20 protein-coding genes, 2 tRNA genes and 1 pseudogene are annotated in these 21,127 nt (G+C 57.1%); 18 read left to right on the top strand and 5 right to left on the bottom strand.

The genetic code is table 11. The annotated features are described in order from the left end of the window. Positions 1–1,410 precede the first annotated feature (1,410 nt). The 3 genes and pseudogenes from FH061_RS25515 to FH061_RS31270 form a co-directional block, all read left to right on the top strand. A complete protein-coding gene (locus tag FH061_RS25515; protein WP_151638657.1) occupies positions 1,411–1,656 on the top strand; it encodes a hypothetical protein in 246 nt (81 codons plus the stop codon). A gap of 497 nt (positions 1,657–2,153) precedes the next feature. Continuing rightward, positions 2,154–2,357, top strand: coding sequence for a cold-shock protein (locus tag FH061_RS25520; RefSeq protein ID WP_151638709.1), 204 nt, complete (start codon positions 2,154–2,156; stop codon positions 2,355–2,357). Positions 2,358–3,256: 899 nt separating this feature from the next. Further along, positions 3,257–3,436, top strand: a pseudogene (locus FH061_RS31270) (transposase); the annotation flags it as partial. Positions 3,437–3,553: 117 nt separating this feature from the next. Here FH061_RS31270 and FH061_RS25530 read toward each other — a convergent pair. Continuing rightward, positions 3,554–6,010: a glycogen/starch/alpha-glucan phosphorylase gene (locus tag FH061_RS25530; protein ID WP_151638659.1), complete on the bottom strand. Its 2,457-nt coding sequence runs from the start codon at positions 6,008–6,010 to the stop codon at positions 3,554–3,556. 578 nt (positions 6,011–6,588) lie between these two features. Between FH061_RS25530 and FH061_RS25535 the strand changes: the two genes are divergently transcribed. The 7 genes from FH061_RS25535 (at position 6,589) to FH061_RS25565 (ending at position 8,978) form a co-directional block, all read left to right on the top strand. Beyond that, positions 6,589–6,777: a hypothetical protein gene (locus FH061_RS25535; RefSeq protein ID WP_151638660.1), complete on the top strand. Its 189-nt coding sequence runs from the start codon at positions 6,589–6,591 to the stop codon at positions 6,775–6,777. Positions 6,778–7,194: 417 nt separating this feature from the next. Further along, positions 7,195–7,446, top strand: coding sequence for a hypothetical protein (locus FH061_RS25540; protein WP_151638661.1), 252 nt, complete (start codon positions 7,195–7,197; stop codon positions 7,444–7,446). A 2-nt stretch (positions 7,447–7,448) separates the two neighbouring features. Beyond that, on the top strand, positions 7,449–8,027 hold the full coding sequence (locus FH061_RS25545) for a hypothetical protein (protein WP_151638662.1): 579 nt from the start codon (positions 7,449–7,451) through the stop codon (positions 8,025–8,027). A 166-nt stretch (positions 8,028–8,193) separates the two neighbouring features. Beyond that, positions 8,194–8,270, top strand: a tRNA-Asp gene (locus FH061_RS25550). Between the two features lie 5 nt (positions 8,271–8,275). After that, positions 8,276–8,351, top strand: a tRNA-Glu gene (locus FH061_RS25555). Continuing rightward, positions 8,316–8,621, top strand: coding sequence for an Hsp20/alpha crystallin family protein (locus FH061_RS25560; protein ID WP_151638663.1), 306 nt, complete (start codon positions 8,316–8,318; stop codon positions 8,619–8,621). Before FH061_RS25555 ends, FH061_RS25560 begins: the two co-directional genes overlap by 36 nt. A gap of 21 nt (positions 8,622–8,642) precedes the next feature. Beyond that, on the top strand, positions 8,643–8,978 hold the full coding sequence (locus tag FH061_RS25565) for an Hsp20/alpha crystallin family protein (RefSeq protein ID WP_151638664.1): 336 nt from the start codon (positions 8,643–8,645) through the stop codon (positions 8,976–8,978). A gap of 199 nt (positions 8,979–9,177) precedes the next feature. On the opposite strand, the gene FH061_RS25570 is transcribed toward FH061_RS25565, so the two are convergent. Next, positions 9,178–9,381, bottom strand: a complete 204-nt coding sequence (locus FH061_RS25570; protein ID WP_151638665.1) for a cold-shock protein — start codon at positions 9,379–9,381, stop codon at positions 9,178–9,180. Positions 9,382–9,851: 470 nt separating this feature from the next. Between FH061_RS25570 and FH061_RS25575 the strand changes: the two genes are divergently transcribed. From FH061_RS25575 to FH061_RS25595, 5 genes are all read left to right on the top strand, one after another. Then, entirely contained in the window at positions 9,852–10,079 is a 228-nt protein-coding gene (locus FH061_RS25575) for an SHOCT domain-containing protein (RefSeq protein WP_151638666.1), read from the top strand. A 485-nt stretch (positions 10,080–10,564) separates the two neighbouring features. Beyond that, positions 10,565–10,951, top strand: coding sequence for a hypothetical protein (locus FH061_RS25580; protein WP_151638667.1), 387 nt, complete (start codon positions 10,565–10,567; stop codon positions 10,949–10,951). A 9-nt stretch (positions 10,952–10,960) separates the two neighbouring features. Further along, complete coding sequence (locus tag FH061_RS25585; protein ID WP_151638668.1) at positions 10,961–11,809, top strand: glycoside hydrolase family 16 protein; 849 nt, start codon at positions 10,961–10,963, stop codon at positions 11,807–11,809. Between the two features lie 633 nt (positions 11,810–12,442). Then, positions 12,443–12,652: a hypothetical protein gene (locus FH061_RS25590; RefSeq protein ID WP_151638669.1), complete on the top strand. Its 210-nt coding sequence runs from the start codon at positions 12,443–12,445 to the stop codon at positions 12,650–12,652. A gap of 510 nt (positions 12,653–13,162) precedes the next feature. After that, complete coding sequence (locus tag FH061_RS25595) at positions 13,163–14,479, top strand: PQQ-dependent sugar dehydrogenase (RefSeq protein WP_151638670.1); 1,317 nt, start codon at positions 13,163–13,165, stop codon at positions 14,477–14,479. A 27-nt stretch (positions 14,480–14,506) separates the two neighbouring features. Here the strand turns inward: FH061_RS25595 and FH061_RS25600 are convergent, their stop codons facing one another. Beyond that, positions 14,507–15,430 (bottom strand): LysR family transcriptional regulator, encoded by a 924-nt coding sequence (locus FH061_RS25600; protein WP_318841049.1) that lies wholly within the window; start codon positions 15,428–15,430, stop codon positions 14,507–14,509. A gap of 180 nt (positions 15,431–15,610) precedes the next feature. Between FH061_RS25600 and FH061_RS25605 the strand changes: the two genes are divergently transcribed. The 3 genes from FH061_RS25605 (at position 15,611) to FH061_RS25615 (ending at position 19,429) form a co-directional block, all read left to right on the top strand. After that, on the top strand, positions 15,611–16,594 hold the full coding sequence (locus tag FH061_RS25605) for a Bug family tripartite tricarboxylate transporter substrate binding protein (protein WP_151638672.1): 984 nt from the start codon (positions 15,611–15,613) through the stop codon (positions 16,592–16,594). A gap of 372 nt (positions 16,595–16,966) precedes the next feature. Further along, positions 16,967–18,268 (top strand): D-serine ammonia-lyase, encoded by a 1,302-nt coding sequence (locus FH061_RS25610; protein WP_151638673.1) that lies wholly within the window; start codon positions 16,967–16,969, stop codon positions 18,266–18,268. Positions 18,269–18,304: 36 nt separating this feature from the next. Then, entirely contained in the window at positions 18,305–19,429 is a 1,125-nt protein-coding gene (locus FH061_RS25615; RefSeq protein ID WP_151638674.1) for a DSD1 family PLP-dependent enzyme, read from the top strand. A gap of 134 nt (positions 19,430–19,563) precedes the next feature. On the opposite strand, the gene FH061_RS25620 is transcribed toward FH061_RS25615, so the two are convergent. After that, complete coding sequence (locus FH061_RS25620; protein ID WP_225984888.1) at positions 19,564–19,962, bottom strand: RidA family protein; 399 nt, start codon at positions 19,960–19,962, stop codon at positions 19,564–19,566. A gap of 22 nt (positions 19,963–19,984) precedes the next feature. Then, a complete protein-coding gene (locus FH061_RS25625; protein ID WP_404822512.1) occupies positions 19,985–21,121 on the bottom strand; it encodes an NAD(P)/FAD-dependent oxidoreductase in 1,137 nt (378 codons plus the stop codon). Positions 21,122–21,127 lie beyond the last annotated feature (6 nt).

Raw genomic sequence — 21,127 nt, forward strand, 5'->3', positions numbered from 1 at the left:
TCTTTGGGGGCCATGAATTCACCGGAAAATCGTAGCGGCGTACCCTGTTTCTGGTGAATTCAAATCCCCAAAGTTCCCCGCCGACCCGCACCAGTACTGGCTCGCATCAGTACTTCAGGCACGACTAGCTATTGCCGCCACAGGTAGCAGCGAAGATCCCAGGAAAATCATTATTTTCGGCAGCCGGTTCATATGGACCTCACGGAGTGGCGTCATTAGACCGTATACTCTGCCTTCTAGAAATCCCATGGACATGGGAGCTTAAAGAGGCCCAAGCCGCTCCATCGGCATGTGGTGGAAGGAGATAAATAGAAAGCCGCGGGTGTTTTTCGCATTGGAGCACAGTGGAAAGGCAGCATAGCGTATGGCCCGTAGTTTGATCATGCACAACCACTATCGGGGCTATGGTGCCACCATTGGACTTCGACATATGAGAAAGGTCAAATTCAATGTTGACTCCAATCAAGAAGTCTATATTTCAGATCTCCCCGCCTCCTGAAGCCTTCATCTCTGGCCTTGCGGTGGTCAATCCATGGTCACTTGCTGCTCTAGCCGCCCCGGTGGTACTTGGCGCTACTGTTGCCGCCCTTCGTGCTCATAGTCAGCACCGAAAGGCTAATCGATCCGAGCTTGAAATCATACTGAAAGACTTCTGTGAAGGTCGTTGAAAAGCCTCTGTAGCTGGACGGAAGAGGACTTGAGTAACATCCCGGAGAACAGGTCACGTTGCCAGAAGACGTTCTCCTACGGGCGCATAAGCCCTTGAGTTACCTAACATGTTTCCTGGCATCTTCTCTAGTCGCCCGAACAAGTGACTGAATCAAAGCCAGTACAGCTTCCTGATGTGCGTCATCGAGTTTCCTGATGCTCTCAAGGATCGCCTGGTCCTTTTTGCCGTACCGGGAGTAGGCGCTCTGAGGGCTGCTCTGAGGGCTGGAGTCGCCAACTTTATTCGCACCATACCGTAACCAGTCAGCAGGCACTTCCAGCCATTGTGCCAATACACGAAGCTTTTCCTGGGTAGGGATTGCTTCGCCAATCAGCCACTTGCGAACTGCATGGACAGTGACTGGCTCTCCGTCATATCGACAATTGAAGAATCGGGCTAATGCTGTCGGGCTGTCGGGGGCCTGGCCTGCTTGATCGAGACTCTGCCGTAGTCGTTCTGAGAAGTGTAGCCTTTCATTTACAGCATCTAATGCAGCCATTTCTGTTACCTCTATTGCCTTCAAAGTTGGCTTGTCAGCATAACTTACAGAACAAGAGTCGGGTAAGAATGTTGCACTTGGTTAACATTGCTTGGTTAAAGCTTCGCTTGTTTTATAAAGTTAGCAGTCTTTGGAATGACCTGCCGCAGTAAATTAGCTTTAACCATACCGCACACTGTAGCGTCTTAATGGGATTGCTGAGATGAACTCTACAGATGATGAACGGAAGACGTGGCTGGCGAGCCCCCAAGTACAGAAGATGCTTTTCCCCGAACTCAACTTGGCACGGCTGGATAGCGAGACCGAAGAAATCGTAGAAGAAGGAATACGAATACTGGAGTCAGAGGGGCTGAAGGAAGCTTCCCGTTTCGCCTATGAACATGGGGTACCGCTTCATGTGGCTAAAAGGGTGCTGTTGAGACCTTGGGAACGTAGGGTTAAATACTGAAGTCATCCGTGCGAAGTCTCGGCAGTTACTTTGAGAAATCTCAATAAGTCCTTGTTGCAGAAGAGATTTTCCAGCCATCCACATTACCTGTGGACAACTATGTGGATAAACGGGGCTTGACAAGTGGTAACCCCAAGTACCATGCGGGTTGCATTAGATTGCCTTTGCTTTAAGCAAGAACGGCAAGTGATAAAAATCAATAAGTTAGCTTAGATCAAGCCTGATCCGACGAGCGAAACATATATATAACAGAAGACAATTTTTATATATGCCGCATATGTGAACAACTTCTTCATGCCGCATTTTGTCAAGAGGCTATTGTCGTATTTGGAGCGTTATAGGGAATAATCCGCCTCTTGCCTAAATGCTTAGTTCGGCTACACTCTGTCCGGTTGAGAAAGAGATATCGCAAGACTTACTCAATACACTGACTCTTGGCACAGCTGATTATACGAATCCTGTCCTTGAGTATTTCAGAACATATATTGAAAGATGTTATGGCAACAGGTACCGTCAAGTGGTTTAACGATGCAAAAGGGTTTGGATTCATTACACCGGATCAAGGTGGAGATGATCTCTTCGCACACTTCTCCGCTATCAACTCCTCAGGCTTCAAGTCCCTGAAGGAAGGGCAGAAAGTATCCTTTGAAGCTACCCAGGGACCAAAGGGCGCACAAGCGTCTAATATCGTTCCCATGTAATTAGATTTCCTTAAAAGCCCTGATCGGAAGTACGCGAGCGGGGCTGTTCTCAAGTCCGTTTTCAACGCCCAGCACACGCAGTCAGCCGCACCAATCCCCGATCTGGCTGTCGATGCTTCCCTTGCCATTGCTTAAGATCCCAAGGTCGCTACCTGATCTTACTTTGACTTACAGTAAGCTTAACGAGATCCAGCATTATCTCTCTCAAACTGGATATCCGAAAGCCAGATGCAAGATCTCCAGCGTTACTCGCTCCTTCTCAAGGCGTTCAATGATCTGCAGGAGGTGTTTGGTGTCTCAAACCAGATGGGCAACTCGAGGAGTAGATTCTCTCAGGTCATCTCAGCGGAGCCATCTTTGATAAAGGCCGAGGTGCCTTTTTGGTAAAAATAATGTATCCATGCAGCAGGGACCGTACCTGCCATGCCAGTGTTATTACAGAAACCGTTATAAATCCCATAGCAATGGGATAGTATTGCAGTAGATATGCAGGTGTAATACCGATATTTCCAAGCAGCATTAGCCAGGAACGCGTATGCACTCCTTACCAGCAATTCTTGACGCCTGTGCCGTAGCTATGCGCCGTATGACCCACGAGCCAGATAAGGATTGGCATGCAGACTATTGTGCCGTAGTGGATCCTGTCTCCGTGCTAGAGATGGCGATCGTCATCAAGAGTCTCCTTGAGTACACTGAAGCCAAGGAGGGAGGTAATATTGTGACTGAGGCGATCAAGGCCAGACTCAGTGGCTCTGCAGGGTCATGTACTACTCAAGGCGGCAAGTAATCACCCTTTTATGCCCGTGATTATTCAAATTGCCTTACTAGGCGTTTGTCGACCGGGTATAACGGAGTAAGCCGATAATTTGGAATGGCGCAAGCGCTTGGAAAATTACCACGTGCACAGAACCGCAGCGGCCAGACAGCCTAGGCAGGCACGCGAGGTCAAGCGCTATCCGAGCGATTTGAGCGACCACGAATGGCAGACCATTGGACCCTTGTTGCCGTCACCAGCGGGAACCGGCCGTCGCCGGAGGACAGATCTGCGCGAGGTGCTCAATGCCCTTCGTTACCTGGTTTTTCGGTTGGTTTCGTGATTTTCAAAACGCCGCGCAGAGTGCCGGAAGTTCATCCATCTGGGAAGGGTCCACCACACGAAACCAATATTCAGGCCCAGCCTTTGAATTAACGGCTGTTCAACCCTTCAGCATTATCGGTTTGGCGTGCCAGACTTCGTTGGCATACTCCGTGATCGTACGGTCGGAAGAGAACATGCCCATGGCGGCGATATTGCGAATTACCTTCGCTTGCCACGCCGCCTGGCTCCGGTAAAGCGCATCCACCATGTCCTGTGTTGCGATGTAACTGGCATAGTCTGCCAGCAACAGATACTGGTCGCCAAAGCTGGTAAGGAGGTCGTAGACAGGCTTGAACCGTCCAGGCTCATCTGGAGAAAAATATCCCCCGCGGATCTGGTCGAGGGCATGCCGCAATTCGCTGTTCGATTCATAGATTCTCATTGGATCGTAACCATGTTTGCGAATTGCCTGCACTTCTTCTGTGGTGTGGCCGAATATGAAGATATTGTCTTCTCCAACCTGCTCGCGGATTTCAACATTGGCGCCGTCAAGCGTGCCGATCGTGAGCGCGCCATTCAGCGCAAACTTCATGTTGCCCGTGCCGGATGCTTCCGTGCCCGCCAGCGAAATCTGTTCCGACAGATCGGCTGCGGGAATGATGCGCTCCGCCGCACTGACCCCGTAATTCGGGATGAACACTACCTTCAGAAGATCCCCGGCACGAGGGTCGTTGTTGACCTTCAGAGCGACATCGTTGATCAGCTTGATGATCAATTTTGCGTTGCGGTATGCCGATGCCGCCTTGCCGGCAAACACGACGGTGCGCGGCACCCAGTCCGCATCGGGGGCCGCAATGATACGGTTGTAGCGGGTGACGACATGCAAAAGGTTGAGCAGCTGGCGCTTGTATTCATGAATACGCTTGACCTGCACGTCAAATAGCGACTTGGCGTTGAGGTGGATGCCAAGGTTCGCCTGAATCCAGGCGGCCAGGCGCGTCTTATTGTCTTGCTTGACGCGCCGGCAAGCGTCCACAAATACCGGATCGTCTGCCAGCGGACGTAAGGCTGCAAGCCGGTCGAGATTGCTACGCCAGTCGGGACCGATGGTTTCGTCAATCAGTGATGCCAGCAACGGATTGGCTTCCGCCAGCCAGCGCCGCGGGGTAATGCCGTTGGTTTTATTGTGAAATCGTTCGGGAAAGATACGTGCGAAGTCAGCGAAGATGGATTGCGTCATCAATTGCGAGTGCAGTTTCGAGACGCCATTGATCTTGTGGCTTCCGACAACTGCAAGATAAGCCATCCGCACCCGTCTCTCGCCGTGTTCATCAATGAGCGATATGCGGCGCAAGAGGTCGTGGTCGGTCCCCATGCGCTCGGCAACCGAGATCAGGAAGCGGGAATTGATTTCGAAAATGATCTCCAGATGGCGCGGCAGCATGCGCCCGACCATGTCAAGGGGCCAGGTCTCCAGCGCTTCATGCATCAAGGTGTGATTGGTATAGGAGAAGACCCTGCAAACCAATTCCCACGCATATTCCCATTCCATGCCATGTTCGTCTATCAGCAGCCGCATCAATTCCGGTATGGCCAGAACCGGATGGGTATCATTGAGATGGACAGCGATCGTATCGAGAAGGTTATCGAGGCGACCATGGCGTTGCAGGTGGCGTTGCAACATGTCCTGTATGCTGGCGGACACGAAGAAGTACTCCTGGCGCAGTCGTAGTTCGCGTCCGCTCATGGTGGAATCGTCTGGATACAGTACCCGGGAAACGTTCTCGGAATGGATCCTGCGCTCAACAGCGCCAAAGTAATTCCCGCGGTTGAATGCCAACAAGTCGATTTCATCGGTCGCCTTCGCTGACCAGAGCCGCAGCGTATTAGTGAGCTCGGTGCCGTATCCGGGAATGATGGTGTCGTAGGCGAACGCCAGGATATCCTCCGTGCCGATCCACCTGGTGTCTGCGCCGTGCTGCTCCGTGCGGCCGCCGAAACGCACGCGATACTGGATTTCGGGCCGTGCGAATTCCCAGGGATTCCCTCTCATGAGCCAGTAGTCGGGATGCTCGACTTGATGACCTTCGACAATGTCTTGCCTGAACATGCCGTAGTCATACCGAATGCCATAACCCATGCCCGAGATGCCAAGCGTCGCCATGGAATCCAGGAAGCAGGCGGCTAGACGTCCCAAGCCTCCGTTGCCGAGCGCAGCATCGGCCTCGGTACAGACAATTTCTTCGATATCGGTGTCGAGCGCGGCGAATGCCTGCTTCAATTCAGTGTAGATACCCAGCGCAAGAGCGGCATTGGTGAAGCTGCGCCCCACCAGGAATTCCATCGACAGATAACAAACCTGCTTGGCATCACTCTGGCAAGAAGCGCGCATGGTCTTGACCCAGCGCTCCACGAGTCTGTCGCGTACTGCAAGCGATGCCGCATTGAGCCAGTCACGCGCATCCGCCGATGAAGGCATTTTGCCAATGGTATAGAGCAACTTTTCGGTAATTGCCCGTTTGAGCGATGCTGCATCATTTGCGATGCGGTCCATCTCGGAATCGTTCATCTTCATTTCGCGTATCTCCCATTGTCTTCTCCTGCCGGTTCATTGCGCAATTGACACCATGCTTGCCTATCACCGCCGCATTACCGCCTTCTTGGTGGGCAGAGGTGTTATGGTTTGCAAATATTGCCGGCACAACCTTTATGCCATTCAACCCTGCCCAAAGTGCTAACGCTTGTCTGATGGTTCATAGGTTCTGAAATTGGCACATCAGCCGTCACTGCCGTTGAAACGCAACGCAGTCGGCTCATACCAATCCCGAGCCTTCCCATGCCAGATGGGCGCAATGGTTTTTTCGCCTGGCAAGTCTGACATACGCTATCCAGCGGAAAAGACGGGGTCTCATCGCATGGTTTGGCTCAGGGTTGGATTAGAGCGGATTGCGGATGAGTGTACGGAAGTATCGGCTTGCCTTGGGATGCAGGGCAAGGCGGGAGAAGCGCCGTGTGGCGGGCCACACCAGCGACGACCAACGCCGCCGTGCGCCCAAGACAAGCCGAGGCGACCGTACATCCATCTGCAATCCACTCTAGTAGCCACCATACCGCAGTTGCGTGTCAACGAGCAGATCCACCGCGGTTAAGGAAATGTTCTTTGCCAATGATCAAAAATCACCTCGCGGCCGGGTGGATTTTTGCCCATGGGAAGACCCGGCCGTACCGGAGCCGCAGCAGAAGGGGATGTCCGCGTTCAATATCAAACTGGCGCTGTTATCAATGAATCCACGCAACGACCGGTCGTTTTGTCTTGTCAGCGCAGTGCCGGCAGGTCGATAGCAGAAACGATTTCATCCTGTTGCGCAGTCATGTCTGCCATTGAACCCATCTGCCAGGTTCTACGAGCCTGTTTCAAGGAATGGTCTTCATGAGTCGGCAGTCACAATGGTTCTTCTTTTGCTTCTCGCGCTTGTCTTCTTTCCTCGCACATGGTCGGTGTCGTCACTCTTGACCAATATCACGGTTTCTTCGGCATAAAGAGATGTCGTTCAAAGACAATACTAATCTGTAAATATCTTGTTTGCGCTGCACCGCACTGGCTGGGCTGCAAAGAAGATGCATATCGCATTGTCCTTAAGACCATCGCCTCGCGCTGGTGCAAGGGTCGGAGGAACAGGGCGGTATTCGGTATTGACGATTAACTTGCCTCGGTCAAGCTAGCAGGGAAGTCGTGTTGCGTTCGTTGTCAAGGAGTTAATGATGGAAAAGACACCTCAATCGCGCATAGGTGAAATGAGCGTGATGGACCGTACAGGTCACACACAATTGAAGTGGAATATGGACCGTATGGAAGAAATCCTGGCGGCGCAGGACATGTTTAGCCGGTCGATCGCCAAAGGCTATTCTGCATTTGGTTCGAAATCCAAGGCAGCCCCCAAGCATACGATCCAGGAGTTTGATGCGAGCATGGAAGAAATTGTGCTGGTGCCAAGAATTATCGGCGGTTAGCGATGGCCATGCTGCATACGGTATGGCGCTCCATCTATCAACAGATTTTGCGGAGCGCACCGGCCGCGGACGTTGGACCGGCGGTTGGTGATATCTCTTCGGAGAGTGCCCGGTCCGACGTGTACGGAAGACGCAGCGGATTCCTTGTCTTCTATGAATCGATCAAGGCCTATCTGCTGCAGACGCAGCGCAAGAATGCGCAAGCCTGGCAGGACGCGCTGCAGAGGGAACGTCGGGCAAAGCGCAGGTCATTGTGTCTTTTACTCAGATTGTTGAACGGCGAGCAGCGCCTGGAATTTCGTAGAACGAGACAATTTCATGTTATCGGCGCCAGCACTGGCGTGCGCTATCGTATTCGAGTCGATCCCTTCTCGAACATTGATGTCCTATACCCCAACGGCACGGTAAAGCATCATTTGTGCGTTCACCCGACGGGCGAAATTACGGTGTATGACAAGATGGCGGCGCAGCTGCTGTACCTGCAGGATCCATGTACCGAAATCCGGTTGCTGCAGATGGCAAACGTACTGCCGCCACGCGCGGGACATTACCTGCCCTGCAGCTCTGTGACGCGACATTAGGCATGGCCGATTCACCGCATCCGAAGTGCCTGGGCTGGCGCAATGCCGTAGCATCATTTGTTGGTACGCCTTTTCAAATCGTACGGGAAAGTTTGTTCCATTCCGCACTTGGCGACATCGATAGTTTCGTGTAAAGTTGCGCTCCTCAAAGAAATGCCTCTCACGCGGAGTGGTAGTTCAGTTGGTTAGAATACCGGCCTGTCACGCCGGGGGTCGCGGGTTCGAGCCCCGTCCGCTCCGCCATATACGTCTCCATCGTCTAGAGGCCTAGGACATCACCCTTTCACGGTGAGTACCGGGGTTCGAATCCCCGTGGAGACGCCATCCAAATCCATCTATTCATCGTCGCTGCAAGTCAACGTCGAGCGCGGCGTACTGACTGTCTCCGGTCAACGCAAGGGCGACCTCTTCACCAAAGATGAAAAGGCTATCGTGCATCTGAACGAGCGCTTTGCGGGTCAGTTCAAGCGGATCATCAGCCTGTCCGATGACTTGGACCCGGATAAAGTCAACGCAAAATACCGCGACGGCGTGCTCCGTTTCAGTATCAAGCGCAAGAAGTCCGCGCAGCCGCAGCGCATCTCCGTATATTAAAAAGGTAAGGAGGATCAGATCATGAGTGAAGAACACAATCTCACTCGCAAGGAGAGCGCTGACCTGAATACTCAAGGCGGCACAGGCAAGGATGACGCGATCGTATTGCGCCTGGTGGTTGAGGACAGTGCGGAAATCACGCTGCTGGCGGATTTGCCTGGTGTGCCGAAAGACAGGCTGAACCTGGAGCTACATTCCGACAGCCTCACCATCGAGGGCGAGATAGTGCTGGACCTGCCCCAGGACATGGAATCGCGCTTCGCCGAAGTGCAGTCGCGGCGAATCGAAGGAGGCAGATTGCCGTTGGAACCAGGCGTGACGACACGACATCGTGAAACGTTTGGCGTTATGGATTGAACTGAAGGATTACACCGACTCGCTTACTTCGTGGACAGGTTGAACTAAGGAAAATAGTTTCTGTCATATAGCAGTGAACTCTACTTGACGGTAGATTTGGCCCGGTGCCTGTAAGGCATCGGGCATTTTTATGTTCAATGTGGCAAGTCGAATTGACGCCGGATCATGGCTGCACGGTCGATGCCGTAGTGACGAAGCGTTAGAGCGGTGTAATGCTGGAAGCCTGCTTGCCTTTCGGGCCCGTCGTCGGCTCATAAGATACCTTCTGGCCTTCCTTCAGCGATTTGAAGCCGGACGAGTTGATTGCCGAAAAATGCGCAAATAAATCCTCGCCGCCGTCATCGGGACTAATAAAACCGAAACCCTTGGAATCGTTGAACCACTTCACCGTACCAGTTGCCATGTCCGTCTTTCGTATGCTTGTTGAGAAGTCCCGTGCGGAGGGCTGAGCTGCTCGGCCATCTGCGCCCAGTGTACGAGCGGCCGCTCCTGGCACCGCGAGACTTCGAGTAGTGTATCCGCACTGAACAGATAGACAAGCAGTTCCGATGTCTGCGTCTCGAACAAGACATTGTTGAGCCCTGCTGTCAGCATTGTCTAGCCTTGGCTTGATTTCAGGTAGCGTGATCACTGATCGGACCTTGCAATTTCGGCAAGCGCCGTCAATGCATCCCCGCACAGCAGGTGCAATCGTCTACATGTGCGAAAGACGTATCGCCGGTCGACATTGGCGAATAACCGGCCGCGGTGTTCGGGCAATGCCGACTACTGTCGCTAAAATGCCGCGCAGCATGATAAAGGCGCGGGCGTGTCTTAAAAACACGCTACCCTAATGGAAACAAAAAACGTCACCGTACAGACAGGGGGAGCAGAGTGAGTGCCATCGGATATATCACGGGAGCCTTTGCCATTGCGACTTTATTGATCGCGGTTGCGCTCCGGGTGCGCAAGCACCGAACCAGAAGCGAGCACGACACTGCTCGCGGCTATCCCCATGGTGGCGAAATGGCCGACCTGAACAGGCTATTGCAGGAGGGGACCATCTCATCGGAAGAGTATGAGCTGCTCAAGCGGCGCATTCTGGCCGGGCAGGTCTATTAGAGCGAGCCGATGGTGGGGATGAGCCGTGGGCAAACCAACAACCGTTAAGTCAAGCTTGAACACGTTCGATGGCGCTCAGACTAAAGGCGACGGGATTAATGAAGCAATGTCGAGGTTTACCATTATCGGCAACATGAGTGCTGGTTACCGCGGGGGCTCCATACGCAGACCAGCAAATTAATGCTACTTTGCTTCATCATTCACCCCATGCACGTGGCAGCTGACCCTGCGCAGCAGAAAGATGCGGGAAGTGCCCTGCGGTTTGGCCCTTGGCATGACGTTGGCTTGCGTCTTATCAAACGGGAGATTCGTAGCGAGCTAATGATGGTGTCCTTGTATTCGCAATTCGCAGGCATGCGTTGTGACGCAGAGGAGACCTGCGAATGCTATTGATGGCCTGCGTGGTCCGGTATATACCGCGGTTGCAACGGTTGCAATGGGTAGCTGACAGCACGTGAGGCCTTCATTAACTGGAGGAGCCTACGATGGGCCTGTTTCACACATTCAAAGCTGGCGCCATGGTCAGCCTGCTGGTCGCCGGCTTGCCCGGGCTGGCGCAAAACGTCTCCGATCCCTTCATGACAGTTCCTTACCGGAACCCGTTGCCGCTTGAACAGTTGCTGGCCCTGGACGGTGCTGCTTTCGGTCAGGCCGTTGCCGCAAACAATGGCCGTGACTTCCGGTCAACCGTCACGCCGTTCGATCCGCCGGGTGCATCCAATGCCATTGTTCCGCTGGGCTTCGCCGGCCTGAGAAACGAGTGTCTCGAAGAGAGCACTCCGCTGGCGTGCCGTCTGTATGTCACTGAATTGTTGAAAATCCATCGGACCAAGGAAGGGCGCGGCGCTGGCTCAGCCAACGCAAACCGCTAAGGAAATGCCATGAAAACTTACCTGTTACCGTCGGCTGCGGGCTTGCTGGCCGCCGCCTCGCTGCTGGTGCAATCCACCGGGGCGCTGGCACAAACGACCTGCCCGGCACCTTCGTCCACACCATCGGCAACACTGCCGTACATAACATCCGGCGAGTCCCTGAGCAACTATACCCTTACGTTCAGCGACGAGTTCAATACGGGTTCCGGGCTGGATGCCAGCAAATGGAACAATGCCATCTGGTACGAGACGCCAAAAGGGCCCGTCAATTACGACGTGAACAATAACCGCAACGGCAAGTTGCGGATCTGGCCGCAATCCCAGGGCGGCAAGTTCTATAACAGAACCATCGATACCGATCGCAAGTTCTACCAGACGTATGGGTATTTTGAAATTTGCGCCAAACTGCCGAGAGGGATAGGGCCGTGGCCTGCATTCTGGCTGTTCAATCACGACGGCGAAACGCGCCCCGAAATCGATATCATGGAAGCGTACCCTGGCTCCCAGAACAAAGGCTACTGGTCAAATAATAATAACGAGCCGATAGGATATGGCGCGACGGTCTGGCTTGATACCAACCGGAATGTGAACTCGCAGTATTTCGGGCCATTCCCGCCTCTATCGCAGTCATTCAATGTGTACGCGGTCAAATGGGACAGCACAGGTTCCACCTTTTACTTCAACGGCGTTGCCCGGGGAAATAAAGTCGGCGCGGCCATGCCAAGCCGAATGTATATACTGCTGAGCCTCTGGTTTGGTGGAGAGAGCGGCAAGCCCTCGAACGGGAATACGCCGACTGGCACCGGAAACGCCTATGAAATTGATTATGTCCGTGTCTGGCGATTGAACACCCCGTAATAGCTATCCATGCAATGCGCATGGCATGCCGGCATGCTGGCGTCTTCATGAAATAAAGACAAAGACTCCCGGCAGATGGAAAGCCTCAACCTCATCTGTTCAAAAGCCTATCCAACATCCGGACTTTAGGAATTTTGAAAATCACGCGGCCGAATTTGAATTAATCTCAGCTTGCGAATTTCAGGGATGCGCGTGCAAGGAGAGCCGCCAGTAATCAAAAGGAAGCCGACATCGCATGACGGTACCAAGGTGGGCAGGCAATACCGATCCCATGCCATTCATTGCATCAGTGCTTATGCTGCGCCGAAAAATCCGCTCGACATTTTGTCCATCCTTCCTCGGGCAGTCCCGCGGATTTTCTGGATCGCGGCGCGGATTAACAACATCCGTAGGTCAAGGGAGCACCAATCATTCTCATTTTGACGATGGAGCATTGAACCCGGACAGCAAAACTGCGAAGATATAGTTTCTCAAAGGAAACATGATTTTGCATCGCGCATTCAGCTTTCAAACAGGCTCTTTGGGACTGCTGGATTTTTCCACTAGCGAGGCATGTGGATCGGGGAGGGCATCCATGGTGGGTCCGGCGATGCCACAGAGACTGTTCAAAATACTTGGGGTTGGATTTGCAAGATGTTGGAAAAAACCTTACTTAAACCCGGACAGGAGCTGGAGCATGGACAGTTCGGAACCGTCCGATACACCAAGGACTGCGTGCTGCTGGAACAGTTGAACGGAAAACCGTCAACGATCTATGTGGAGCACGAACGCGAAGTCATCGAAGTGTCAATGTCCCTGGTCCGCATTGCACCGCGCAGGGGAAAACGACGCTCCGGTTCATAGTTAATAATATGAAGGAATGGGAATAGACAGCGACGTCTGCCGGGGTTGCGCATGTTCACGGCCGCTGCCAACGGTACCTCGCATTTCGCCGTTTGCGTTTCAGGCAGCCGCCTGAAGGTATTTTCTCGCGCGCTTGTCGCATTCCTGCGTGAGCCCGTTCCGGATACCACCCCAGGCGCTGGCCTGACGGGTGAAGATGCCATGCTGAACGCATAACCTGGTTTGAAGCTTGCGTTCGTCCCGTAGATATTGATGGTCTCATTGGTCGGCTACAGCGGATTTCATCGGCGTGATGGAAAAATGCCGATCGCGCGGGAAGCCTCGCACGCATCGCGCACAAGTGCGCTAAGGGGAACAGGAGGGCGCCTTTTCGCATCTCCGAGGCAGGGCGTTGATGGGATACGGAAATGGTGAACGTAAAATCCTGTGGCTTGTCTTTAAAGGAAGTTTGCGATCCCGATTCATCCCTTCACAACGCCTTCAATACGCCCAGACCAGGAGCGATTAATCATGCGCACAGTCCGTTATCCCGTCATGTTTTCCGGAATTCTGTTACTGAATGCTTGCGCGGAAACGGCAAAATTGCCAGTGGAGGCGGGGATCGGAACCCGGCCGGAGCTGCCAGCACCGGTAAAAGGCCTGATGCCGACGGTGAACATCGCGCCGGCACAGGGCTGGCCGGACGGCGTGACGCCGACGGCTAGTCCTGGCCTGGCCGTCAAGGCATTTGCCAGTGGTCTTGATCATCCGCGCTGGCTGTACACGCTTCCCAATGGCGACGTGCTGGTCGCCGAATCCAATCGGCCCGCCGATGCCGAAGGCGCACGCTCCGGCCTCGCCGGATGGATCATGAAGAAAGTGATGAAGCGCGCCGGCGCCGGCGTGCCGAGTGCCAATCGCATTACGCTGCTGCGCGATGCGGATGGGGACGGCGTCCCGGAAGTGCGCACGACATTCCTCGAGGGACTGAACTCGCCTTTCGGCATGGCGCTGGTCGGCGATACGCTGTATGTGGCCAATACCGATGCCCTGGTGCGCTTTCCCTACCAGCCTGGCGCAACCCAAATCAGGGAAGCGGGCGTCAAGGTAGTGGATCTGCCTGCCGGACGGGTCAATCATCACTGGACCAAGAACGTCATCGCCAGCCAGGATGGCTCGCGCCTGTACGTTACCGTCGGCTCGAACAGCAACGTGGGCGAGCTGGGCATGGACAACGAAGTCAATCGGGCTGCGATTCTCGAGGTCGATCCGGCAAAAGGCACGTCGCGCCTGTTCGCTTCGGGACTGCGCAATCCCAATGGCCTGGCATGGCATCCGCAAACGGGAGCGCTCTGGACCACGGTGAACGAGCGCGATGAAATCGGCAGCGATCTGGTGCCCGACTACATGACAACAGTCAGGGACGGCGGTTTCTACGGCTGGCCTTACAGCTATTTCGGACAGAACGTGGACGAAAGGATGAAGCCGCCGAGGCCGGACCTGGTGGCGTCGGCGATCATGCCCGACTATGCCCTGGGCGCGCATACCGCCTCGTTTGGCATACTTTTCCATGACGGCAAGCGCCTGCCGCCGCAATACGCGGGCGGGGCATTCGTCGCCCAGCATGGCTCATGGAACCGCCGCCCCCACAGCGGCTACAAGGTGATCTTCGTGCCGTTCAAGGATGGCAAGCCGGCCGGACCCGCCACGGACGTGCTGACCGGATTTCTTTCGGAGGACGGCAAGGCATCGGGACGCCCGATCGGCATCGCCGCTGACCGTTTGGGAGCATTGCTGGTATCCGATGATGTGGGCAACGTCGTCTGGCGCGTGACCGCCGCTCCCTGAGGAGCGGCAACGCGCCGTCACGCCGTCTCAGGCAAGCGGAGCCTGCGCCTCCGCATCCTTCCTTGCGGTGTCATCCGCTTCCGGAATGGCTGCAACCAGCGCGTCCAGAAAGGCTTGCACCGCCCGCGGAAGAATGCGGCCGGCGAGCGTCTGCACTTCAAGCTGGAACGGCGCGAGGTCGCGGCTGCGGATCGGAATCGCCTTGATGCGTCCTTCCTTGAGCAGGTGACGTACCGGCAATTCGGCGGAGAAAGCAATGCCGCCTTCGGCCAGCACGAAATTGATCATGGCTTCCAGCGAATCGCTGGTCAGCACCGGATCGATCACCAGGTTCTTGCGGGCACAGCAGATATCGATCAGCTGGCGCATCGCGATTTTCTTTGCCGGCAGTGCCAGCGGATAGGCGGCAAGATCGGCAAGCGTCACCTGAGGCGAGGCCGCCAGCGGATGCGACGTCAGCATGATGGCGAAGATCGGCGCGGGTTCCGCATGCTGCACCTTGATGCCGCGGGTGGCGCTCAGCGTGAAGGAGATGCCGATATCGGCCTCCCCTTCAAGAACGCGGTTGGCGACATCCGAGAAGGAGCCGACCGACATTTGGAAATGAATGCCGGCATGCTGCTTGCGGAAGCGCTGGATCAGGTTCGGCAGGAAATGGATGGAAAAGCCGGTCGTGCAGGCCAGCCTGACTTCCCCGCGCCGCAAACCCTTGAGCGCCGATAATTCATTGCCGATGCGGTCGGTTTCGAGCTGCATCCTCAGCGCATAGGAAGCCAGCAGTTCGCCGGCCGCGTTGGGCACGGTGCCGCGCGCGCGGCGGTCGAACAGCGGCGTCCCGAGCTCTCCTTCGAGACGCGCAATCTGCCGGCTCACGGCGGAAGAGGCGACATTGAGCTTGTCCGCCGCCTTGGTGATGGATCCGCTGCGGACGACTTCAAGGAAGTACCGCACTGCGGTTTCTTGCAGGACTCGTGTGTTCGCCATGGGTGCATTGTGCCTCAAGCCATGCCGAAACGGCAATCGAACTTTCTAAACTATATGCTGGTGGCAAGCGCCGCCGAGGCCTATGATTTCTTCAGATTCGATCGGAAACGGTCGCGGCACCCAAGTTCATCTTGCAAGGAGCATCAAATGAAGATTTCGCTTACCCGACTCGGCGGCAGCATCGCTGCGGCATGCATCGCGACGTTTCCCATTGCCTTCGCCCAGGCGCAGGACTATCCATCCAAGCCGATCACTCTGGTGGTGCCGTTCCCGCCGGGCGGCGCCACCGACATGATTGCCCGCCAGGTGGGCAAGACCCTGGGCGACCGCCTCGGACAGACGGTGATCGTGGAAAACAAGGCCGGCGCCGGCACCATCATCGGTGCGGGTGCCGTGGCGCGCGCCAATCCGGACGGCTACACCCTGCTGATCAGTTCCGGCACCACTTTCACGGTCAATCCGGCCATCTACGCGAAGCTGCCTTACGATCCGGTGAAGAACTTCGAGCCGATCGGCATCATCGGCCGCAGTCCGATGGTACTGCTGGCTCATCCCTCGGTGCCGATCAACAGCTTCAAGGAACTGGTGGCGGCGGCCAAGGCCGCGCCCGGCAAGTATTCCTATGGTTCTTATGGCAACGGCACGACCGCCCATTTCGCCGGTGAAATGATGCAGCATGCCGGCGGCTTTGAAATGAAGCATCTGCCCTACAAGGGCAGCGCCCCGGCAATGAATGACTTGATCGGCGGACACATTCCCTTTACCGTCGATACGCTGGCGGCCGCGCTGCCGCAAATGAAATCCGGGAAAGTGAAGGCCATCGCGGTCACCACGGCCAAGCGCTCGTCCATGGCGCCCCAGGTGCCCAGCGTCGCCGAAAACGGCTATGCCGACATTGATGCCGATACCTGGCTCGCCGTTCTCGGGCCGCGCGGCATGCCCGGGCCGGTCAAGGCGCGCCTGGAGAAGGCGCTGGCAGACACGCTGGCCGACCAGGAAACCCGCGGCAAGCTGGTGGCATCGGGATTCGAGCCGACCTATGGCAAATCCGATGAGCTCGCCAAACTGATTGCCGACGAATTGCCGCGCATGAAGGAAATTGCGCAGCGCGCCAATATCAAGCTTGATTGAGAAGGTGGACTTGCGCATCGCAATCCGCAATCCGCAGCCAGGATGATTTCTGGGTGGGATGCCTGTTCATTACCCCTCAGCGCCGCGGCACTCCGGCTGTCGCGGGAGTTGGGTCCGGCGGGGGCCGCTCAAATGGGGCCGGCCTAATTCATTCCGTGCTTGGGATTATTCTGGCAGGAATCGGTATGCTGGCGGTGTTGCAGCCGCTGTTCCATCATGGTGCTCCGGTATCGCCGATGCGCTTTAAAGCGGTGCCGCCGGTTCCTGCCGGCGTGCTGCTGTTGGCGATATTGCTGCGCGGCGCGGGGCTGGCGGCGGTTGCGGCGATGGCCCGTATGAAAGAAACAAGGACAACAAAGACAATCGATTCTTATGGACGCTTCCACCGAATTCTCCAAGCTTGCCGCAGGCCACCCTGTCCTCTGGCTCAATCCATCGCTGGCGCAACAAGCCGGACCGTCCGATCTCACCAGCGACGACATGCTGGCCGCGCAATCCCGGCTGCAGCGCTTTGCGCCGCTGCTGACGCGGCTGTTTCCGGAGCTGCAGGCTTCGGGCGGCAGCATTGAATCGCCGCTGGTCGAGACGCCCCGCCTGCAACGGGCGCTGGGCATCGGACCGGAGCGCGGCCGGCTTTGGATCAAGGCCGACCATTCGCTGCCGATCGCGGGATCGATCAAGGCGCGCGGCGGTTTCCATGAAGTGCTGGAATTCGCCGAGAAGCTGGCAAGCGAGCACGGTTTGCTGAAGGCGGGCGGCAGCTATGCGCAGCTGGCCGAGGCTCCGGCCAGGGAGCTGTTCGGCCGCTATGAAGTGGCAGTGGGATCGACTGGAAACCTTGGCCTCAGCATCGGCGTGATGGCATCGGCGCTCGGCTTCCGGGCCACCGTGCATATGTCGTCCGACGCCAAGGAATGGAAGAAGGAACGTCTGCGCAATCGCGGGGTGCGGGTCGTCGAGCATGCCGGCGACTATGAACAGGCGGTGGCCGCCGGGCGCCGCCAGGCCGAGCAGGATACCTACATCTATTTTGTCGACGACGAGCGATCGCTGTCGCTGCTGCTCGGATACAGCGCTGCCGCGCCGCGACTGCAGGAACAGCTTGCCGCCGCGAACATCGCCGTCGATGCGAAGCATCCTCTGTTCGTCTATCTGCCGTGCGGGGTCGGCGGCGCGCCTGGAGGCATCGCATTCGGCCTGAAGCAGCTGTTCGGGCCGCATGTGCATTGCTTTTTCGCCGAGCCGACACAGTCGCCATGCTTCATGCTGCACATGATGGATGGCCCGGGCGCGGCACGCTCGGTTTACGACATCGGTCTTAGCAACCGCACCGAGGCAGATGGACTTGCCGTGCCGCGTGCTTCGGAACTGTCGGCGGCGCTGATGGAGCCCTTGCTGTCGGGCGTCTATACGGTGGAGGATGCAGAATTGTTCCGTCATCTTTATCTTGCGCAGCGCGAGGAAGACATCCGCATCGAGCCCTCGGCGGCAGCCGGTCTGTCCGGACCGGGCATGCTTTGCAATGACCAACAAGGGCAGGCCTACCTTGCACGACATGGACTGCTGGATCTGATGCCCCAGGCAACCCATATCGCCTGGACCACCGGCGGACTGTTTGTGCCGGAAGAGGAATACCGCCGCTTTCATGAACGCGGCGCGTCGCTTGCGGCATGAGCGTTTCGCCATGTAAAAGAACAAAAGGAGCACTCCATGGAATTTCTCCCGCTGCCACCCGCCGCCACGCCAGGACAGGCCCTCGAACAGATCGATACGCCGGCCCTGCTGCTTGACCTCGATGCCTTCGAGCGCAACCTCGACTTCATGCAGGACAACGTGCGTCGTGCCGGCCTGCAGCTGCGTCCGCATGCCAAGGCGCACAAGTGCCCGCAGATTGCCCTGGCACAGTTGGCGCGGGGCGCGGCCGGCATCTGCTGCCAGAAGATCAGCGAGGCAGTTCCCTTCATGCAGGCCGGTGTCCGCAATATCCATATCAGCAATGAAGTCGGCAGTCCGCAAAAGGCGAGGCTGCTTGCCGGGCTTGCGCTGCATGCTGACATCAGCGTGTGCGTGGATGATGCGACCCAGGTGGAATGGCTTGAGGAAGCCTTGCGGCAAGCGGATGCAAGCCTGGTAGTACTGGTGGAAGCCGACATCGGCCAGGGTCGTTGCGGGGTGCCCGACGCCGCCTCCTGCCTGCGGTTGATCGATATGATCGCGAGACAGAGCCGCATGCGCTTCGGCGGCCTGCAGGCTTATCACGGCGGCGTGCAGCATCTGCGCGGGCATGGCGAGCGACGTGACGCGGTGCTGCGTGCGAACGAACGCACATCCGGATTCCTGCGCGCGATGGACGTTGCCGGTATTCGCTGTCCGGTCGTGACAGGCGGTGGCACCGGCAGTGTCGAATTCGATCTGGAAAGCGGCGTCTATACCGAGCTCCAGCCCGGCTCCTATGTTTTCATGGATGGCGATTACGGCCGCAATGAGTGGACAGGCGGGCTGCGCTTCGAGCAGAGCCTGTTCGTGGCCAGCGCCGTGATGAGCCGCATTCGAGAGGGGAGGGTGGTGCTTGATGCGGGACTGAAGTCGCTAGCAGTGGATTCCGGTTTGCCGCATGTCCACGGCAGGAAGGAGCTGGAATATATTTCCGCGAATGACGAGCACGGCATCGTGACGGTAAGCGATGATGAACGGCAGCCCGAACTGGGCGAGCTGGTGCTGCTGGTGCCGGGGCATTGCGATCCGACACTGAATCTGCATGAAGAACTGATCGGCTTCCGCGGCCGCACCGTCGAATGCGTGTGGCCGGTGGCCGCGCGCGGGCTAAGCCGCTGAACCAAGCCGGGCGCATACAGGAATCGCATTCATCCCGTTATCGGAAGAGGAGCGGCGGCCAGATACACCCGGGCGCCTCGCCCGGCACCCGGGGGTTCCATTGGCTCATCGGCATATTGGCTCAATGCAGCCGACTATTTCCCTCCCAGCCAGGCCTGCACTTCGACCTCCACGTCGACGCCAAAGGCCAGTTTGGCTTCCACCGCCGAGCGTACAGGAAAGCCCTGCGGAAAATAGGACTGGTACACCTCGTTGAATTGCTGGAACAGGGACAGGTCCGACAACCACACCGTGGCCTTGACCACATCGTTGAAGCTGGCGCCCGCAAGCGCCAACGATTCGCCGATGCGATCCATCGTCACATGCGTCTGCGCGGCGATATCGCCGCGCACGACCTTGCCCTCGCCATCCATAGGAATCTGGCCGGACAGGAACAGAAAGCCGCCGGCACGCACCGCGCGCGAAAAGGGCAGTGGAAGGGAACTGGGGAAACGCTGAATTTCGTTCCGGGTGCTGGGCGGCATGTCGGTCATGAGGTAACTTTCGGAGGCTGGATCAACGCAGGCGCGATGGCGACAGCGGCTCGGCACGCACGCCGTGGCGGGCGAGATGTTCAGGCAGCGGGCGCTGCAGCAGCTGGGAGGCGGCAAGCCGGGCCACGGCGGGCGCGCTCTGTATGCCGTAGCCGCCCTGCGCGGCCACCCAGAAGAAATGTTTCTGATGATTGTCGGGACCGATCACCAGATCGCCGTCGGCAACGAAGGAACGCAGACCGGCCCAGGTGTGGCGCGGGCGACGTATCTGCAGCGTCGTTACCTGTTCGATCTGGTGGATGCCGATCGCGACATCCAGTTCTTCCGGCTGCACATCATGCGGATCGACCGGATCGGCGTTGGCCGGCGAGCCAAGCAGCTGTCCGGCATCCGGCTTGAAGTAATACGATTCATCGATGCCGATCACCGTTGGCCAGCCTGCGAAGGCGATGCCGGCCGGCGCATCGAAGGTGAAGGCGGTCCTTCGCTTCGGCTGCAGGCCGATGGGCGGCACGCCGCAATTGCGCGCCACCGTGTCGGCCCAGGCGCCCGCCGCATTGACGAGCCGGGGTGCGTTCAGAATGCGGCCGTCTTCCAGGCGAACTGTCCATATGCCGTTCTCGAACTCGGCCTGCGCCAGTCGCGCGTCATTGAATATCTTGCCGCCGGCGGAACGCAGGTGTTTGAGATACCCCTGGTGCAGCGCATGCACATCAATATCCATCGCATCCGGTTCATGCACCGCGCCGGCGACCACGTCTTCGCGCAGCACCGGGCAGCGCTCGATCGCCTCGCGTGCGCTCAGGCGCGCGGCATCCGGCGATCCTTGCAGGGCCGCCGCCATCGCCTGCTCCAGCAAGTCTTCCTGGCCCGTCATCGCCACATGCATCACGCCGCGCGGCGTGAGGATTGCATGCTCGGCGAATCCTTCGGGCGGAGACTGCAGGAAGGAACGGCTGGCACGGGTCAGCGCACGGGTCATCGGGGTGCCATAGGTTTCGCTGAACAGGGCGGCGGAGCGTCCGGTGGAATGAAAACCCGGCTGCGCTTCCTGTTCCAGCACCGCGACCGACGCGTGCGGAGCCAGTTCGCTGGCGAGAGAGGCGCCTGCAATGCCGGCGCCGACGATGATGAAGTCAAACTGCATGTCGCTCTCCATGAACAA

Origin of the sequence: Noviherbaspirillum aerium (assembly GCF_008929045.1) — a bacterium.
GTDB lineage: Bacteria > Pseudomonadota > Gammaproteobacteria > Burkholderiales > Burkholderiaceae_D > Noviherbaspirillum > Noviherbaspirillum aerium.

What these genes read in the sequence shown, in the direction of transcription:
- FH061_RS25515 (WP_151638657.1), top strand. Translation starts at nt 1,411, where the DNA reads ATGAACTCTACAGATGATGAACGGAAGACGTGGCTGGCGAGCCCCCAA.
- FH061_RS25520 (WP_151638709.1), top strand. Translation starts at nt 2,154, where the DNA reads ATGGCAACAGGTACCGTCAAGTGGTTTAACGATGCAAAAGGGTTTGGA.
- FH061_RS25530 (WP_151638659.1), bottom strand. Translation starts at nt 6,010, where the DNA reads ATGAAGATGAACGATTCCGAGATGGACCGCATCGCAAATGATGCAGCA.
- FH061_RS25535 (WP_151638660.1), top strand. Translation starts at nt 6,589, where the DNA reads ATGTTCTTTGCCAATGATCAAAAATCACCTCGCGGCCGGGTGGATTTT.
- FH061_RS25540 (WP_151638661.1), top strand. Translation starts at nt 7,195, where the DNA reads ATGATGGAAAAGACACCTCAATCGCGCATAGGTGAAATGAGCGTGATG.
- FH061_RS25545 (WP_151638662.1), top strand. Translation starts at nt 7,449, where the DNA reads ATGGCCATGCTGCATACGGTATGGCGCTCCATCTATCAACAGATTTTG.
- FH061_RS25565 (WP_151638664.1), top strand. Translation starts at nt 8,643, where the DNA reads ATGAGTGAAGAACACAATCTCACTCGCAAGGAGAGCGCTGACCTGAAT.
- FH061_RS25570 (WP_151638665.1), bottom strand. Translation starts at nt 9,381, where the DNA reads ATGGCAACTGGTACGGTGAAGTGGTTCAACGATTCCAAGGGTTTCGGT.
- FH061_RS25580 (WP_151638667.1), top strand. Translation starts at nt 10,565, where the DNA reads ATGGGCCTGTTTCACACATTCAAAGCTGGCGCCATGGTCAGCCTGCTG.
- FH061_RS25585 (WP_151638668.1), top strand. Translation starts at nt 10,961, where the DNA reads ATGAAAACTTACCTGTTACCGTCGGCTGCGGGCTTGCTGGCCGCCGCC.
- FH061_RS25590 (WP_151638669.1), top strand. Translation starts at nt 12,443, where the DNA reads ATGTTGGAAAAAACCTTACTTAAACCCGGACAGGAGCTGGAGCATGGA.
- FH061_RS25595 (WP_151638670.1), top strand. Translation starts at nt 13,163, where the DNA reads ATGCGCACAGTCCGTTATCCCGTCATGTTTTCCGGAATTCTGTTACTG.
- FH061_RS25605 (WP_151638672.1), top strand. Translation starts at nt 15,611, where the DNA reads ATGAAGATTTCGCTTACCCGACTCGGCGGCAGCATCGCTGCGGCATGC.
- FH061_RS25610 (WP_151638673.1), top strand. Translation starts at nt 16,967, where the DNA reads ATGGACGCTTCCACCGAATTCTCCAAGCTTGCCGCAGGCCACCCTGTC.
- FH061_RS25615 (WP_151638674.1), top strand. Translation starts at nt 18,305, where the DNA reads ATGGAATTTCTCCCGCTGCCACCCGCCGCCACGCCAGGACAGGCCCTC.
- FH061_RS25620 (WP_225984888.1), bottom strand. Translation starts at nt 19,962, where the DNA reads ATGACCGACATGCCGCCCAGCACCCGGAACGAAATTCAGCGTTTCCCC.
- FH061_RS25625 (WP_404822512.1), bottom strand. Translation starts at nt 21,121, where the DNA reads ATGGAGAGCGACATGCAGTTTGACTTCATCATCGTCGGCGCCGGCATT.